The sequence below is a fragment of the Sulfuriferula plumbiphila genome, assembly GCF_009938015.1.
GTDB classification, from domain to species: domain Bacteria; phylum Pseudomonadota; class Gammaproteobacteria; order Burkholderiales; family Sulfuriferulaceae; genus Sulfuriferula; species Sulfuriferula plumbiphila.
In genome coordinates this window covers 541,720-558,395 of sequence record NZ_AP021884.1, presented here as the reverse complement: position 1 = coordinate 558,395, position 16,676 = coordinate 541,720, and the positions used below count along the sequence as shown (strand labels likewise).

General features: G+C 59.3%; 15 protein-coding genes, 1 tRNA gene and 1 riboswitch. Of the genes, 9 read left to right on the top strand and 7 right to left on the bottom strand.

Annotated elements, in window-relative coordinates:
* Nucleotides 1-96: 96 nt before the first annotated feature.
* From folE to GZH91_RS02905, 4 genes are all read left to right on the top strand, one after another.
* A complete protein-coding gene (folE, locus tag GZH91_RS02920; RefSeq protein WP_147070610.1) occupies nucleotides 97-732 on the top strand; it encodes a GTP cyclohydrolase I FolE in 636 nt (211 codons plus the stop codon).
* A 571-nt stretch (nucleotides 733-1,303) separates the two neighbouring features.
* Entirely contained in the window at nucleotides 1,304-3,223 is a 1,920-nt protein-coding gene (locus GZH91_RS02915) for a PrkA family serine protein kinase (protein WP_147070608.1), read from the top strand.
* A 13-nt stretch (nucleotides 3,224-3,236) separates the two neighbouring features.
* On the top strand, nucleotides 3,237-4,502 hold the full coding sequence (locus GZH91_RS02910; protein ID WP_147070606.1) for a YeaH/YhbH family protein: 1,266 nt from the start codon (nucleotides 3,237-3,239) through the stop codon (nucleotides 4,500-4,502).
* Nucleotide 4,503: 1 nt separating this feature from the next.
* The gene (locus tag GZH91_RS02905) at nucleotides 4,504-6,018 is read left to right on the top strand and encodes a SpoVR family protein (RefSeq protein WP_147070604.1); all 1,515 of its coding nucleotides are present in this window, start codon (nucleotides 4,504-4,506) and stop codon (nucleotides 6,016-6,018) included.
* Between the two features lie 83 nt (nucleotides 6,019-6,101).
* Here GZH91_RS02905 and GZH91_RS02900 read toward each other — a convergent pair whose 3' ends face one another.
* Complete coding sequence (locus tag GZH91_RS02900; protein WP_147070602.1) at nucleotides 6,102-6,452, bottom strand: PsiF family protein; 351 nt, start codon at nucleotides 6,450-6,452, stop codon at nucleotides 6,102-6,104.
* Between the two features lie 161 nt (nucleotides 6,453-6,613).
* Here GZH91_RS02900 and GZH91_RS02895 point away from each other — a divergent pair, with 161 nt between their 5' ends.
* Both GZH91_RS02895 and GZH91_RS02890 read left to right on the top strand, forming a co-directional pair.
* Entirely contained in the window at nucleotides 6,614-7,594 is a 981-nt protein-coding gene (locus GZH91_RS02895; protein WP_147070600.1) for a serine/threonine protein kinase, read from the top strand.
* 157 nt (nucleotides 7,595-7,751) lie between these two features.
* The gene (locus tag GZH91_RS02890; protein ID WP_147070598.1) at nucleotides 7,752-8,306 is read left to right on the top strand and encodes a DUF1415 domain-containing protein; all 555 of its coding nucleotides are present in this window, start codon (nucleotides 7,752-7,754) and stop codon (nucleotides 8,304-8,306) included.
* 27 nt (nucleotides 8,307-8,333) lie between these two features.
* Here the strand turns inward: GZH91_RS02890 and GZH91_RS02885 are convergent, their stop codons facing one another.
* The 6 genes from GZH91_RS02885 to thiS all read right to left on the bottom strand — a co-directional run bounded on the left by GZH91_RS02885 (nucleotide 8,334) and on the right by thiS (nucleotide 12,519).
* On the bottom strand, nucleotides 8,334-9,584 hold the full coding sequence (locus GZH91_RS02885) for a TIGR03862 family flavoprotein (RefSeq protein ID WP_147070596.1): 1,251 nt from the start codon (nucleotides 9,582-9,584) through the stop codon (nucleotides 8,334-8,336).
* 3 nt (nucleotides 9,585-9,587) lie between these two features.
* On the bottom strand, nucleotides 9,588-10,310 hold the full coding sequence (locus GZH91_RS02880; protein ID WP_223264472.1) for an RES family NAD+ phosphorylase: 723 nt from the start codon (nucleotides 10,308-10,310) through the stop codon (nucleotides 9,588-9,590).
* Nucleotides 10,297-10,674 carry an antitoxin Xre/MbcA/ParS toxin-binding domain-containing protein gene (locus tag GZH91_RS02875; protein ID WP_147070594.1) on the bottom strand — a complete coding sequence of 126 codons (378 nt, stop codon included), beginning with the start codon at nucleotides 10,672-10,674 and terminating at the stop codon, nucleotides 10,297-10,299. The genes GZH91_RS02880 and GZH91_RS02875 overlap by 14 nt, the downstream gene beginning before the upstream one ends.
* Before the next feature lie 54 nt (nucleotides 10,675-10,728).
* Nucleotides 10,729-11,415, bottom strand: a complete 687-nt coding sequence (gene trmB / locus GZH91_RS02870; RefSeq protein ID WP_147070592.1) for a tRNA (guanosine(46)-N7)-methyltransferase TrmB — start codon at nucleotides 11,413-11,415, stop codon at nucleotides 10,729-10,731.
* 3 nt (nucleotides 11,416-11,418) lie between these two features.
* Nucleotides 11,419-12,201 carry a thiazole synthase gene (locus GZH91_RS02865; protein WP_147070590.1) on the bottom strand — a complete coding sequence of 261 codons (783 nt, stop codon included), beginning with the start codon at nucleotides 12,199-12,201 and terminating at the stop codon, nucleotides 11,419-11,421.
* A 114-nt stretch (nucleotides 12,202-12,315) separates the two neighbouring features.
* Nucleotides 12,316-12,519: a sulfur carrier protein ThiS gene (gene thiS, locus GZH91_RS02860; protein WP_147070731.1), complete on the bottom strand. Its 204-nt coding sequence runs from the start codon at nucleotides 12,517-12,519 to the stop codon at nucleotides 12,316-12,318.
* Nucleotides 12,520-12,569: 50 nt separating this feature from the next.
* Between thiS and GZH91_RS02855 the strand changes: the two genes are divergently transcribed.
* The 3 genes from GZH91_RS02855 to mutY all read left to right on the top strand — a co-directional run bounded on the left by GZH91_RS02855 (nucleotide 12,570) and on the right by mutY (nucleotide 16,309).
* Nucleotides 12,570-12,643: transfer RNA gene (locus GZH91_RS02855), tRNA-Gly, on the top strand.
* A gap of 102 nt (nucleotides 12,644-12,745) precedes the next feature.
* Nucleotides 12,746-12,832, top strand: a riboswitch (cyclic di-GMP riboswitch).
* Nucleotides 12,833-12,925: 93 nt separating this feature from the next.
* The gene (locus tag GZH91_RS02850; protein WP_147070588.1) at nucleotides 12,926-15,178 is read left to right on the top strand and encodes a DUF1631 domain-containing protein; all 2,253 of its coding nucleotides are present in this window, start codon (nucleotides 12,926-12,928) and stop codon (nucleotides 15,176-15,178) included.
* A 78-nt stretch (nucleotides 15,179-15,256) separates the two neighbouring features.
* Nucleotides 15,257-16,309, top strand: a complete 1,053-nt coding sequence (gene mutY / locus GZH91_RS02845; RefSeq protein WP_147070586.1) for an A/G-specific adenine glycosylase — start codon at nucleotides 15,257-15,259, stop codon at nucleotides 16,307-16,309.
* Nucleotides 16,310-16,676: the final 367 nt, after the last annotated feature.

Below are 16,676 nucleotides of genomic sequence, written 5' to 3'. Positions count from 1 at the left end.
ATCAAAGCATTGCCAAATCCTGCGGGTGAAAAAAACCGGCCGGATTGGTTTCATCTCTGTGATCTCTGTGGCTAAATATTTTTTAAGGGACTTATCATGAGCGATCATGGCTGCGATCACGATCCTGCAGGGCACCCCATCCCAGGCAGCATCGGCATTCCGCGCCAGGGCGAATTCGACCCGGCCGCCTTCGAGCGGGCCGTCACCGATTTGCTATTGGCCTGCGGGGTCAACCCGGACAGCACCCACACCGGCAAAACCGCGCAGCGCGTGCGCGAACTGTGGCAAAAACGCCTGCTTGGCGGCTACGCCATCGACCCCGCCGGGGCGCTGGGCGAAGGCTTCGAAGACACCCGCCAGGACATGGTGGTGGTGCGCGGCATCGCCATCCACGGCGTGTGCCCGCACCATCTGGTGCCGTTCCGCGGCGTCGCGCACGTGGCCTACATCCCCGGCGGACGCCTGCACGGCTTCGGCCGCATCGCGCGGCTGGTGGACGCCATCGGCCACCGCTTCACCTATCAGGAATGGATGACGCGCGACATCGCCGAGGCGCTGATGAGCCACGGCCACGCGCTGGGTGCGGCATGCATCATCGAAGCGGAGCAATTGTGTCTGTTACTCGGAGAAGACCGGCGCGGCGACGAACGTGTCGTCACCCAGGCGTTTACCGGCTGTTTTGACACCAGCCATCAGACGCGCAACGAGTTTTTGCGCGCGCTGCAGGGGTGAAAAAGCATCTGGAATTCAATGTGGGAAGCGCAGGGTTGGGCAGCCACTGCAGTTATGAAGATTTAGTTTTGAGGCGCGGGATCCAGGACTGCTAACGACTCACAAGAGACCGTCGTGATTTACATGTGGGCGACCTGACATGACGGCTGCAAAGAAGCCACCTTTGGGCGGTTTCAGATGAATGAAATGAGGCAACCCGCTTTGCCAAAGAATAAAAAAACCCGCTTGGTGGGTTTTTTGTTCAGCCCACTTCAGGCGTATGTTGACGCGTTGCGGCGCACAACGAATAGCCAGCGCACTGCCGAAAAATCAGCGTAATTGGCGGGCTTGCCGAGTATGGCCCGCACTGGATTGCAGCATGCCCCCGCGCGCGCACCAGCTTGAATCACGCTTTGCCCTTTCCCTGCGCCACGCACCATGCCAGTGCACAATGACTATACTGGGTTCATGCCAGTGTCATGCAATGGCACCATTTGCCCTCAATCCAGTCCAAAGTCTGACGTTATTTATTTGGCATGCACCTTGCTGAAGTCAGTACAGCACCCGATTGTTCAACAATTAGGAGTTCGTCATGGGTCTATTCAATCAGTACATCGAACGCTACCGCCGCGAAGAAGAGGAATACTCGCTGGAGGAATTCCTTGATATTTGCAAACAGGACTCGTCTGCCTACGCCAGTGCTGCGGAGCGCATGCTGGCCGCCATCGGCGAGGCGGAATTGGTCGATACCCGGCTCAACCCGCGCCTGTCGAGGATTTTTTCCAACAAGGTCATCAAGGTCTATCCGGCATTCAAGGATTTCTATGGCATGGAGGAGACCATTGAGCAGATCGTGTCCTACTTCCGCCACGCTGCTCAGGGGCTGGAGGAACGCAAGCAGATTCTCTATCTGCTGGGACCGGTAGGCGGTGGAAAATCGTCGCTGGCGGAAAAGCTCAAACATCTGATGGAAAAAGCGCCGTTCTATGCGATCAAGGGTTCACCGGTGAACGACTCGCCGCTTTCGTTGTTTTCAGTGGACGAGGACGGCGACATTCTGGAGCAGGAATACGGTATTCCGCGTCGCTATCTGGGCAAGGTGCTATCGCCGTGGGCAGTCAAGCGCCTGCACGAGTACAACGGCGACATCACAAAATTTCGCGTGGTCAAGCGCTGGCCTTCAGTGCTGGGGCAGATGGGGATTTCCAAGACCGAACCGGGCGATGAAAACAACCAGGATATTTCCTCGCTGGTGGGTAAGGTCGACATCCGCAAGCTGGAAAAATACTCGCAGGACGACGTCGATGCCTACAGCTTTTCCGGCGGACTGTGCCTGTCCAACCAGGGGCTGATGGAATTCGTCGAGATGTTCAAGGCACCCATCAAAGTGCTGCACCCGCTGCTGACCGCCACGCAAGAAGGCAACTACAAGGGCACCGAGGGCTTCGGCGCGATTCCATTCGACGGCGTGGTGCTGGCGCACAGCAACGAATCGGAGTGGATGGCGTTCCGCAACAACAAGAACAACGAAGCGTTTCTCGACCGTATCTACATCGTCAAGGTACCATACTGCCTGCGCGCGTCCGAGGAAGTGAAGATCTACCAGAAGCTGCTGTACCACAGCTCGCTGTCGGAAGCGCCCTGCGCCCCCGGCACACTGGAAATGCTGGCGCGATTTTCAGTACTCACGCGGCTGAAAGAGCCGGAAAACTCCAGCATTTATTCCAAGATGCGCGTTTATGATGGCGACAATCTCAAGGACACTGACCCCAAGGCCAAGAGCTATCAGGAATACCGCGATTTTGCCGGAGTGGACGAAGGCATGACCGGAATTTCCACGCGCTTTGCGTTCAAGATTCTGTCGCGTGTCTTTAATTTCGACCACACCGAGGTCGCTGCCAACCCGGTACATCTGCTATACGTGCTGGAGCAGCAGATCGAACAGGAGCAGTTTGCACCCGAAGTGGAACAGCGTTACATCGCCTACCTGAAAGAGTTTTTGTCGCCGCACTATGCCGAATACATTGAGAAGGAATTGCAGACTGCCTATCTCGAATCCTATTCGGAGTACGGTCAGAACATCTTTGACCGTTACGTAATCTACGCCGACATGTGGATACAGGATCAGGAATACCGCGACCCTGACACCGGCGAGAGCCTCGACCGCGGCCAGCTCAACGCCGAGCTGGAAAAAATCGAGAAGCCTGCCAGCATCGCCAACCCCAAGGATTTCCGCCACGAGGTGGTCAACTTCGTACTACGTGCGCGTGCCCAGAATCACGGCAAAAACCCGGCCTGGACCAGCTACGAAAAGCTGCGCGTGGTAATCGAAAAACGCATGTTCTCCAGCACCGAAGACTTGCTGCCGGTGATTTCCTTCAACGCCAAGGCGTCCAGCGAAGAGCAGAAAAAGCATCACGACTTCGTCCAGCGCATGGTGTCCAAAGGTTACACCGAGAAGCAGGTGCGGCTGCTGGCCGAATGGTATCTGCGCGCCCGCAAGGCCTCATGATGGAATCGCTGCCATGAGCCAACTCGTCGACCGTCGCCTGTCCGGCAAAAACCGCAGCGCTGTCAACCGCCAGCGCTTTCTGCGCCGTTTCAAGGAGCAGATACGCAAAGCCGTGACGCATGCGGTTTCCAGCCGCAAGGTGGCTGACCTGGAGCGCGGCGAGAAAATTTCCATACCCGCCAAGGACATGTCCGAGCCGGCGTTCCATCATGGCCCGGGCGGCCGCCGTAACATCGTCCACCCTGGCAACCGCGAGTTCGTGCGCGGCGACAAGGCGGATCGCCCCCTCAGTGGCGGCGGCAACGGGGGCAGCGGCAGCGCCTCAAAAGACGCCGAAGACATGGATGATTTCGTGTTCGAACTGTCGCGTGAAGAATTCATGGACTATTTCTTCCAGGATCTGGCGCTGCCGGACATGGTAAAGAAACAGCTCGCCGCCGTACCTGAAGTGAAGCGCGCACGCGCCGGTTTCGTCAGTCAGGGCAACCCGTCCAGTCTGCATGTGGTGCGCTCCATGAAACAGGCCATCGGCAGACGTATGGCGATGTCATCCAGCCCGCGCGAAGCATTGCGCGAAGCCGAAGAAGCGCTGCAGGAACTGCTTGCCAACGGCCTCGACGCCAGCCCTGAAGCCGACGCCTTGCGTGAGGAAATTGTCAGTCTCAAGGCGCGCATTGCCGCCGTACCTTTCATCGACACCTGGGACTTGCGCTACGCCAACCGGGTGGATCAGCCCACGCCGAGCAGCCAGGCTGCGATGTTCTGCCTGATGGATGTATCCGGTTCGATGGACGAAAACCGCAAAAATATCGCCAAGCGCTTTTTCATGCTGCTCTATCTGTTTCTCACCAAGAGCTACGAGCGCATCGATCTGGTGTTCATTCGCCACCACACGACAGCCAAAGAGGTCAATGAGGAGGATTTCTTTTCTTCGCGGGAGTCCGGTGGCACGGTTGTATCGAGTGCGCTGGTGCTGATGCGCGACATCATCCGGGAGCGCTATCCTTCGGCCAGCTGGAACATCTACGCCGCGCAGGCGTCGGATGGCGACAACTGGGAAAACGATTCGCCGCGCTGTCGGGAACTACTGGTGCAGGACATTCTGCCTCTGACGCAGTATTTCGCTTACGTCGAAATCGAAACCGAACAGCCGCAAAGCCTGTGGCGCGAATACGCCCAGGTAAGTGCAGCCAGCCGCCGCTTTGCCATGCAACGCATCCACTCGCTGGAAGACATCTACCCGGTATTTCGTGAACTGTTCAGGAAAAAGGTGGCCTGAGATGACCGATGCAAAGCCCGTCGCCGAACGTCAGCCTTTGTCCGAAGGCTCCGAATGGACCTTCGAACTGCTCGACACCTACGATCGCGAGATCGGCCTGGCCGCCGCGCACTACGGTCTGGACACCTACCCGCGCCAGATTGAGGTCATCACCTCCGAACAAATGATCGACGCCTACGCCTCGGTCGGCATGCCGGTCGGCTATCACCACTGGTCCTACGGCAAAGGCTTTCTTTCTACGCAAAAAAGCTACCAGCGCGGCCAGATGGGGCTGGCCTACGAAATCGTCATCAATTCCAGCCCGTGCATCGCCTACCTGATGGAAGAAAACACCATGACCATGCAGGCACTGGTGATTGCGCATGCCGCCTATGGCCACAATTCGTTTTTCAAAGGCAATTACCTGTTTCGCACCTGGACCGACGCCGAGGGCATCCTCGACTACCTGGTATTCGCGCGTAATTTCATTGCCGAATGCGAGCAACGCCACGGCGAAGAAGCCGTCGAAAATATGCTCGACTCCTGCCACGCCCTGATGAACTACGGTGTAGACCGTTACAAGCGCCCGACCCGGCTCTCCATGGCCAAGGAACAGGCGCGCCTGATCGAACGCGAAACCTATCTGCAGTCTCAGGTCAACGACCTGTGGCGCACCCTGCCAACCCGTCAGGCCGCCGACGAACAGCGCCAGAGCAGCCGCTTTCCCGCCGAGCCGCAAGAAAATCTGCTGTACTTCATCGAAAAAAACGCCCCGCGCCTCGAACCCTGGCAGCGCGAAATCGTCCGGATAGTCAGGAAAATCGCCCAGTATTTCTATCCCCAACGCCAGACCCAGGTGATGAACGAAGGCTGGGCCACGTTCTGGCACTACACCCTGTTAAATCACCTGTACGACGCGGGGAAACTCACCGATGGCTTCATGATGGAATTCCTGCAAAGTCACACCAATGTGGTCTACCAGCCGCCGTTTCACAGCCGCGCCTACAGCGGCATCAACCCTTACGCGCTGGGGTTTTCGATGTTTCATGACATTCGCCGCATATGCGAACACCCCACCGACGAAGACCGCCACTGGTTCCCGGAACTGGCCGGCAGCGACTGGAAACAGTCGCTTGATTTCGCCATGCGCAACTTCAAGGACGAAAGCTTCATCGCCCAGTACCTGTCGCCCAAACTCATCCGCGACTTCAAACTGTTCGCCGTGCGCGACGACGACAGTGAAGATAAGCTCGAAATCAGCGCCATCCACGACGACGCCGGCTATCGCGCGGTGCGCCAGCGACTGGCCGAACAATACAACCTCGGCAACCGTGAACCCAACATCCAGGTCTATAACGTCGACGTCTACGGCGACCGCGCCCTTACCCTGCGTCACTACATGCACGATCGCCGCCCGCTCGGCGACACCACGCCGGAGATGCTGCGCCACATTGCGCGCCTGTGGGGCTACAGCGTGCGGATGGAGAGCGTGGATCAGGACGGGATAGCCACCACCGTGGGGCTGTGCGAAGTCTGAATCACACAGCAAACCTACGATCACAACACGAGGCAGCCAATAAAAACCCCGCCGAAGCGGGGTTTTTTCAGCCATATTCAAACTTATTTTTTCATGTTTTCCGGGCCTTTGGCTTTCAGGCACTCGCTCATGAATTTTTTGTGCTCCGCACCTTTCATGCCTTTGGAAGCAGTCGAGCATGCGCCCATGGCATTTTTGGGTTTGGCGGCAGCGGCAGGCTCGGCTTTCGCTGGTGCAGCGGCGGCGGCAGGTGCGGGACCAGCCGACAGGCAGCTCTTCATGAAAGCTTTGCGTTGCTCGCCTTGGAGTGACTTGGCAGCGGCATCTTTATTGCAAGCGCCCATTTTGGTTTGCTGTTCGGTTTTTGCCGATGCAGCGAACGGGGTAAGGGCAAGTGCTGCGGCCATAATCAGTGCGGTCATCAATTTATTCATGTTGTCTCCACGATTCGGTTAAGAAAAGCCAGCCACGGGTGTAACCAGTGCAGTATAACGAATCATGCTGTTGGATAGTTGACACGGCTTTTCGTCAATATGCCAATTTTTGCAACACGTCCACGCGCTCGATACAAGCCGCCTTCCCGTACAATACACGGATGGAAACACACGCCTTTGCCGGTTTGACGCCGGATCACGTGCTCGATGCGGTCGACAGTCTCGGCTTGCGCAGCGATGGCCGCCTGCTAGCGCTCAACAGTTATGAAAACCGCGTTTATCAGATCGGCATGGAGGACAGCGCGCCCATTGTCGCCAAATTCTACCGCCCGCAGCGCTGGAGCGACGCCGCCATACTTGAGGAACATGCCTTTGTGAGCGATCTCGCCAGCCGCGAGATCCCGGTCGTGCCGGCACTGGCAATGCACAATCGCACACTGCACACCCACGCCGGCTTCCGTTTCAGCGTCTTCGCCAAACACGGCGGCCGCGCCCCGGAGCTGGACCATCCCGCCACGCTGGCGTGGCTGGGGCGTTTCATCGGCCGCATCCACGCGGTCGGCGCCATCGCCCCCTATCAGCACCGCCCCACGCTCGATATCGCCAGCTTTGGCGAGGAACCCGGCGCCTACCTGTTAAGCCACGACTTCATCCCGATTGAACTCGTTGAAGTCTATCGCGGCGTCGTGGCGCAAGCGCTGGACGGCGTGCGCCATTGCTTCGACCGCGCCGGTGCGGTGGCCAGCCTGCGCCTGCACGGCGACTGCCACATCGGCAACGTACTGTGGACCGACGCCGGCCCGCATTTCGTGGATTTCGACGACAGCCGCATGGGGCCCGCGGTGCAAGACCTGTGGATGCTGCTCTCCGGCGAGCGCAATGAGATGACGCGGCAACTTGCCGACCTGCTGGCCGGCTATGAAGACTTCCACGATTTCGACCCGCGCGAACTGCACCTGATCGAAGCCCTGCGCACCTTGAGGCTGATCCACTACGCTGCCTGGATTGCCCGGCGCTGGGACGACCCGGCTTTCCCCGCTGCGTTTCCCTGGTTCAACACCCAGCGCTACTGGCAGGACCGCATCCTGGAACTGCGCGAGCAGATCGCGCTGATGGACGAACCGCCGCTGTGGGTTGGGTAATGCATCATGCATGACACCTCACCTAAACTTCTTGGACAGGATTAACAGGATTTCTCAGGATTAACGAAAACCAGTCCTGCTGATTTTGTTTTTTCCTGTTAATCCTGCAAAAAATTCTGTTAATCCTGTCCATTACTTTCTTCTCAGGAGGCACACTATGCCCACCGACACCGAAATCATTGCCGCCACCCGAACCTGGCTCGAAAAAGCCGTCATCGGCCTCAACCTCTGCCCCTTCGCCAAGGCCGTGCATGTCAAACAGCAAATCCGTTATGTGGTGAGCCCGGCCACCACGCCCGAGGCGCTGCTCGAAGACCTGCTGGCGGAATTGCGTGCCCTGCAGGACGCCGACCCCGGGCAAACCGATACCACGCTGCTGATCCACCCGCACGTGCTGGGCGACTTCCTCGACTACAACGATTTTCTCGACATCGCCGATGCCGCCACCGCCGAGCCCGAATTTGGCGACGCGCTCCAGATCGCCAGCTTCCATCCCCAATACCAGTTCGCCGACACGCTCTCCGACGACATCGAGAACTACACCAACCGCTCGCCCTACCCGATGCTGCACCTGTTGCGCGAGGCCAGCGTGGAGCGCGCCATAGCAGCCTTCCCGGAAGCAGATGCGATTTTTGAGAAAAACAGGGCAACGCTGCAGGCGTTAGGACACGCGGGGTGGAAAAAGCTGGGGTTGGATAAATCCAGACCCTGAGCATTTTTCAGTAACCAGCGCCCTATTTTACTCCCGCATACCATCGGCTGGCCTGCCGAGCCAGTCCAGCATCCCCAGCCCCGCCGCGCGCCCGCTGGCAAGACACGCAGTCAGTAAATAGCCGCCGGTGGGCGCTTCCCAGTCGAGCATCTCACCCGCGCAGAATACGCCTGGCATTGTACGCAGCATCCCGTGCGCATCGAGCGCCTCGAACATCACGCCACCCGCGCTGCTGATGGCTTCGTCGAGTGGGCGCGGGGCGGCAAGACGTACCGGCAGAGCCTTGATGAGGGCGGCCAGGCGCGCTGGTTCGGCGAAATCCCCAGCGCTGCCGATTTCGCGCAGCAGCACCATTTTGACGCCATGAATATTGACCCGGCTGTGCAAGTGGCTGGACAGTGAACGCGCGCCGCGCGGGTGGGCGATTTCCTGGGTGAGGTGCGCCGCTTCCCAGCCGGGGGCGAGGTCGAGGTGGATCACGGCTGACCCGGTTTCGGCAATGGCGTCGCGCAGCCGTGCGGAAGCAGCGTAGATCAACCCGCCTTCCAGCCCGGTGGCAGTCAGCATCAGCTCGCCCTGTTTACTGAATGGCGCGCCTGTGGCATCAGTGAAATTCAGCACCACGGACTTGATCGGCTGGCCGGCAAAGCGGGTGCGCAAGTGTTCGCTCCAGCCCACGTCGAAGCCGCAGTTGGCAGGTTGCAGCGCGGCGACCGGTACGCCCTGCGCCTGCAGTATCGGCACCCAGGCACCGTCCGAACCCAGACGTGCCCAGCTGCCGCCGCCCAGCGCCAGCACCACGGCATCGGTGCGGATCCGGCGTTCGCCGTCCGGGGTGGCAAAGCGCAGTGCGTTGTTTTCTGCCCAGCCCAGCCAGCGGTGCCGCACATGCAACACAACGCCGGATTCACGCAGGCGATGCAGCCAGGCGCGCAGCAGCGGCGCGGCTTTCTTGTCGGTGGGGAATACGCGTCCCGATGTACCAACGAAGGTGTCATGCCCCAAGGCATGCACCCAATCACACAAGGCTTGCGCGTCGAAGCCTTGCAGCCACGGCGCGACAGCTTGACTGCGATTGCCGTAGCGGCTCAGGAATTGTGCAGGCGGTTCAGTATGGGTGAGGTTCAGCCCACCCCTGCCCGCCAGCAGAAACTTGCGTCCCACAGAAGGCATGGCGTCGTATACATCCACGCGCGCACCCCGTCCGGCCAGGGTTTCCGCCGCCATCAATCCGGCTGGGCCGCCGCCGATGACGGCAACCTGTCTGTTGGTTGGCATGGATCAGGCCTGCTGGTTCAGCGCATCGCCGCGCCAAGCCAGCGTATCAAACTCAAACGCTGCCTGGTCAAAAATCGAATCCAGTCGCCATACCACCCGATTGCGGTACACAGCCAGCATCCAGGTCTGGTGTTCGGTAGGTGCATTGGCGGCAAAGGCGGCATGGCTCAACAGCACTGCGCAGCCGCCATGCTGCGGGTCGCGCACCGATTCATAGCGGATCATCTGTACCCCTGCGAGCCGTGCCCGGTGCGCCAAATCCTGACAGGCTTGATAATCGCTGGCATGGGTCCAGCGCGCGCGCTGGGCCAAAAACGGCGGCTGGCGCAGATCGATGGCCGTGCCGCGCAGCGGAGTCTTGAATACGGTTTGCGGCATCGGTTCGATGGCGTCCAGCGCGGGGCTGTCCAGCAACAGACGCCAACGCCAGTAGCCCAGTTCTGCGCAGGAGGTACGGCGCTCATCCGCGCCGTAGAACACCCCGGGATCATCGGGCGCGCGAAAGCGTGATCCGGACGGCAGCGGCGGGTAGCGGAACGGCGTGAACAGCAGCCAGTGCAGCGCGCGCTGTGGTTGCGCAACGGGCGGTTTGGATTGCTCCAGCAAGCGCTCCAGCAGCGCCTGTTCATCCAGCGTATCCACCAGCACCATGGTGGATACGCGGTGTTGCGCCTCGACTGCACGCCACACATCGAGTTCGATTTGGACCGGGCTAAATTCGGCCACGATGGGCGTCGAGATAGTGCACTACGCGCACCAGGCCTTCGGTGGTTTCGATCAGATCAAGCGGGCGGGCGTTGAGCGCGCTATTGTGGCCGGCGAGCCATTTTTGCGCGTTGTCGCCATGTCCGAGAATGGCGTCCAGCGAGCGAAACAGGCGCACGAACAGCAAGGCGAATTCCCATTCCTTGGCGCGGCTCGGGTTTAGGGTGTAAGTACCGGCGCACAGGCGCGACACCGTCGCCGCGCTTACGCCCAGGATGCGCGCCAGCGTCGATTGCCGGAGTTGGAGCAGATTGAGTGTGCGCGCCACAGCTTTGGTGAGCGTGGCACCCGCTTCAGGACGATGGGCAGGATGAGTAGCGATCATGAATTTCTCCTCGTTCTAGAGAAATTTTATTCCAAAATAATTTCTTTGGAAATATTATTTTGCCTTATTGAACACAATATCCCACACACCGTGCCCCAACCGCAGCCCGCGCTGCTCGAACTTGGTCAGCGGACGGTAACCGGGGCGCGGCGCGTAGCCTTCCGCGGTATTGGCAAGCGTCGGCTCACCCGACAATACCGCCAATATCTGGATGGCGTAATCTTCCCAGTCGGTGGCGCAATGCAAATAACCGTCCGGGGCGAGCTTGCTGGCAATCAGCGCAACGAAATCCGGCTTGATCAGGCGACGCTTGTGATGGCGCTTTTTGTGCCAGGGATCGGGAAAGAAAATATGCACACCGGCAAGGCTGGCGTCGGGAATTATGTCGCGCAGCACTTCTACGGCGTCATGCTGGATGATGCGCAGGTTGGCGAGTGCGCGCTCCCGGATCTGGTTCAGCAGACTGCCCACGCCGGGGCTGTGCACTTCGATGCCGAGGTAGTCATTTTCGGGATGGGCAGTAGCGATAGCCGCCGTGGCATCGCCCATGCCGAAGCCGATTTCCAGAATTTTCGGGGCATTGCGTCCAAACGCTGCGGCGAGGTCCAGCGGCTGAGCGGCATAAGGGATGCCGTACACCGCTTTCAGGCTGTCATGCGCGCGCTGCTGGGCAACCGACATGCGCCCCTGGCGCAGCACAAAGCTGCGGATCGGGCGCCCGACCGGGCTGGTTTCGGCCATTATTCAGGAACCGATCACGCCGCTGGTGGGTGAGGACGGGCTGGCGGTGTAGATTTTCTTCGGCATGCGTCCGGCCAGATACGCTTCGCGCCCGGCCTGCACCGCTTTTTTCATGGCTGAGGCCATCAGCACCGGGTTTTTCGCCCCGGCGATGGCGGTGTTCATCAGCACCCCGGCGCAACCCAGTTCCATGGCAATGGCTGCGTCCGACGCGGTGCCCACACCCGCGTCCACGATCACCGGCACCCTGGCTTCGTTGATGATGATTTGCAGATTCCACGGGTTGAGGATGCCCATGCCCGAACCGATCAGGGACGCCAGCGGCATGACCGCCACGCAGCCCATTTGCTCCAGCTGTTTGGCGATGATGGGATCGTCGGAGGTATACACCATAACCTTGAAGCCTTCCTTAATCAGCACCCCGGCGGCCTTGATGGTCTCCACCACGTTGGGGTAGAGCGATTTCGGATCGCCCAGCACCTCCAGCTTGACCAGGTCATGCCCGTCCAGCAGCTCGCGCGCCAGGCGCAGTGTGCGTACCGCGTCATCGGCCGAGTAACAGCCGGCGGTGTTGGGCAGATAGGTATATTTCGACGGCGGCAGCGCGTCCAGCAGATTAGGCTGGCTGGCGTCCTGGCCGAGGTTGGTGCGGCGAATGGCAACGGTAACGATCTCGGCACCACTGGCTTCCACAGCCAGACGCGTCTCGTCGAAATCCTTGTATTTGCCGGTGCCGACCAGCAAACGGGAAGCATAATCGCGACCTGCGATGTTTAAGGTGTCCATATGGGTTCTCGAAAGTAGGGTTCAGGATGCGCCAAGCTTCAGGGCTCGTTCATGAATAACTTGGACTTACGTTGCCGTGTATTCGTGATGGATGCAAGGCGCGAAGATGGCAGACTAACCGCCGCCGACAGCGACCACGATTTCCAGCCGGTCGCCGGATGCCAACGCCACAGCGTCGAACTGACTGCGCGGCACGATCTCGCCGTTGCGTTCGATGGCGATGCGTTTGCCAGCCAATTCCAGACCGGCTATCAGCTGGGTAAGGTTGAGTGGCTGCGGAAATTGTTTGGCCGCGCCGTTAATGGTGAGTTCGATCAACTTCAAATACCCTGGCAATTCAAGTATGATGCGTTTGCAATTTTACCATAGCGGGCGTCGTATAATGGTAATACCCTAGCTTCCCAAGCTAGAGCCGTGGGTTCGATTCCCATCGCCCGCTCCAGATGCCACCCTAAAGTTCCCAGAATTGCTGCCGTAATCCAATGCGACGGGCATGAAACCTGCCTACCCGTTACAGATGCATTCCATCTCACGACGAACCATACATTTGCCAGGGTAAATCCGCTGCAAGGCGGAGACGCAAAATTTCCCGTCTGATGGGCTCAGGCACCATGACAACGGGGTTGCCAAATGCGGGGTTATCGCTCCCGCCATTCAGCATCGCATCGCCTATCCGGGCGCTGCCGTCATTTGCGTCCGCAACCTCGTCTGAAGGACAAACGTCATGACGGACACGCTGCAACGCAATGTGGTGAATCTCAACCAGTTCGACAGGTCGCGCAAGACACTGACGGCTGCGGAGGCGCTCGCCCTGCTGCACGCGTGTCGCGACCAGACGATTGAAGCCGTCTGCCACGCCTGGCAGGAAAAAGGCGCGCAGGTGGAAGATAGCCTGCTGGCTCATGCGGATCAGTCCCCTACACTGGAAACCCGCAACCTCTACTATGCCGCGCAGGGTATTGTGCATAACCGCGGCGATGCGCTTACGCTTGCACTGCGCAAGCATTTCATCGAATCTTTCGAGCGCCAGATCAGGAACGGCGGATCGGGCAGCAGCGAGGCCAAACCGGGCGGACTGAGTATGGAACTGGCGCTGGTGGACGAGGAGGATTTCGAACAGTCGCTGGCCCTGAGCAAAGCTGCCGCCCGCCTGCGGTTTGATTCTATAGAGGAGCTGGCGGCGCTGGATCAACGCATTTCTGCCCTGCTGCATGACCCGCAAGCCAGGGATGAACGCAATCCACTTGGCGCCAAAACTGTCTGCCAGGCATTTCTTGCTGCCTGCGAACAACTCGAAGTGGGTTCCCAGATCAAGCTGGTACTACTGCAGCAATTTGGACAAAAAATTGCGCGCGACCTGCCCAAAATATATCAGCAGCTGAATCAGTTCCTGGTCGGCAAGGATATCCTGCCATCGATTCGCGTCGGCCTCGCCGGGCATAAGGACCGTCCACGCCATACCACCGGCAGCACTGGCATGGCTCAAACAGAAACAGCCAGTCAACAAGATATTTTTACGCTGCTGCAACAGCTGGTCGGGAGAGCTGCTGCGCCCGGGTCGGGCGGCGTCTCGCCGCCTGCAGGCGGCGCCCTGCCTGCCGCTTCGCACTCGTCGGCGGCCAGCCCCATCAGCGCGCTCACCCATCTGCAACATGGCGTGATGGGTACGTCACTCGGCGCCATGCCGGGTTTCGATACCGGCTTATTACAATCCGGCACAGCCAACATTTTGCGCGACATCCGCGCGGCCGGTCTGGTCATGGTCGACAGCCATGTGGACGCATTCACCATCGATATCGTGGCCATGCTGTTTGACTACATCTTCGATGACCGCACCATACCGGACAAGCTCAAGGCGCTGATTGGCCGCCTGCAGATCCCGGTGCTGAAGGTGGCGATGCTGGACAAGCAGTTTTTCTCAAAAAAAGCGCATCCGGCACGGCGCCTGCTGGATGAGATTGCTGCCGCTTCCATCGGCTGGCACGATGCGGGGGAATACAACACCCGGCTATTCGATAAACTCGACGGCACCGTGCAATCCATCCTGGCGGATTTCTCCGAAGACGTAGGGATTTTTACTACCCTGCTCGACGACTTGCTGGAATTTTTGGCGACACACCGGTCGCAGACAGAATCGGCTATAGAACAATCAGCGCAAAATATACAAGCGGCGGAACGTGCCGAAATTGCCAAAGTCGTCGTTGCCGACGAAATCAGACGCGTGTCAGCGGGCTTGCAGCTTCCTGATACGATACGCGAGTTTCTGGATGGCCCCTGGCAACAGGTGCTGAGCCATGCCTTTGCAGAACAGGGGGCGCACAGCCAGGCCTGGAAAACCAGTCTGCAAACCATGCAGGATCTGGTGTGGAGCGTTAAACCAAAACGCAACACCGAAGACCGTTTATCACTGGTCATCATGTTGCCGGACCTGCTCAAACATCTGCGTGAAGGCATGAATAGTGCCCAGATTGACCCCACCGAGCGTGAAGTCGTGTTCTCGCGGCTGGTGACGTGCCACGCCGCGGCGGTCAAGGCAGGCCTGCAGCTACAGCAGGAGCTGCAATCAGGCGATCTGCACGCATCCGCGATGGCGGACAGCCCCGCCGCAGGGCGCGCTGCACCCACTGAAACAGGCGGCGCGTCACTACCTGTTAGCGCCGAGCGCTTTGAACTCGATGCAGCCGACGACGACCGGACAGAAGACGAATACACCAATCTGGCACACAGCCTGAAAAAAGGCGACTGGCTGGAATTTCACAACGACGACGGCATGCGTCTGGCGCGGCTGTCGTGGGTGAGCTCGATGCGCGGCATTTATCTGTTTACCAATAACGAGGGGATGGATGCCCTCACCATAGCCTTGCCACGTCTGGCTGCACGGCTGCGCGACAAAGAAGCACGCATAGTCGAAGCCGCCCCGCTGACTGAGCGCGCAGTCGAGAAACTCATTCTCAACCTGCAAAACGTCACTGCCTGAATACTGCTCAATAGCTGCTTGAAGCGCCCGTCAGTGCCAGCTACACTGGGTCGAACCAACTCGTTCAGACCTTCCCCCATGTCCGACTTCGCCCAGCACCTGATCCGCTGGCAAAAAGCCCACGGCCGCCACAATTTACCCTGGCAGGGCACCCGCGACGCCTATCGTATCTGGCTGTCGGAAATCATGCTGCAACAGACCCAAGTGGGCACGGTGATCCCTTATTACCTGCGTTTTCTGGAGCGCTTCCCGAACCTCGCCCGGCTCGCCGATGCCCCTCTGGATGAAGTGCTCGCACTGTGGAGCGGGCTCGGCTATTACTCGCGGGGACGCAACCTGCATGCGGCGGCGCGACTGGTGATGGAGCGGCATGGCGGTGCATTTCCCGAATATATTGAAGACATTATTGCCCTGCCTGGAATCGGCCGTTCCACCGCTGCCGCCATCGCTGCATTTGCGTACGGGGCACACTGTGCCATACTGGACGGCAACGTCAAGCGTGTACTCACTCGTCATTTCGGCATAGCGGGCCACCCCGGCGCGAAAAAAACCGAAACCGAATTATGGCTGCTGGCTGAATCCTTGCTGCCGGCGCATCAAGTGAACACTTACACCCAGGCGCTGATGGATTTTGGCGCCACGCTGTGCACCCGCGCAAAACCCAGGTGTGCCAGCTGCCCGCTAGGCTCGAGTTGCGTCGCACTGGCAACCGATAGCGTCGCCCGACTGCCTACGTCGCGCCCGAAAAAAATCACACTGCAAAAGACCACCCGCATGCTCATCCTGCGCCACGCAGGCGAAATACTGCTGGAAAAACGCCCACCCACCGGCATCTGGGGCGGACTCTGGAGCCTGCCCGAAGCAGACATGGAAACCGACCTTGCCCACCATTGCCGTACCCATCTTGGCATGGAGGTAGCAACAGCTGCAAACCTGCCAGCGCTCAGGCACAGCTTCACGCATTTTCGCCTGCACATCGCGCCCCTGTTGCTCGACGTGACACGCCTTTTCCCCCGCGTCGAGCAGGCCGAGCAATTATGGCTGGCACCACGCGACGCGCTGAGTGCCGCAATTCCCGCAGCGGTGCGCAAATTGTTACAACAGCTGGTCGCACTGGAGGCTCCGGGATGATCTGGCTGCAATTCATCCTGTGCGTGGCGCTGATCGGTTTTGCCGGTACCAGGCTGCGCGCTACGGCGACATCCTCGCCAGCCAGGACCGCATCCTGGCCACCCGGTTTGACGTGTCCCCGGTTTCGTCTACTTTAGGCTGGTACCGGGAAACCAGACCCGACCATCGGGCAACATGGGTCTGTTGGACGGATCAACTGCCCAGGCGCACAGGCTGAGCCAGCCTGCTTTTATTCAGCGCCCATCTGCTCAATTCCCACCTCGACACCTACCTGTTGATTCCGCATTCATTATTAATGAATAAATAGACGCGCCGTATCTAAAAGGCGTCTAAACTTGCCTATATTGTTTTGTGCACATATAATTTG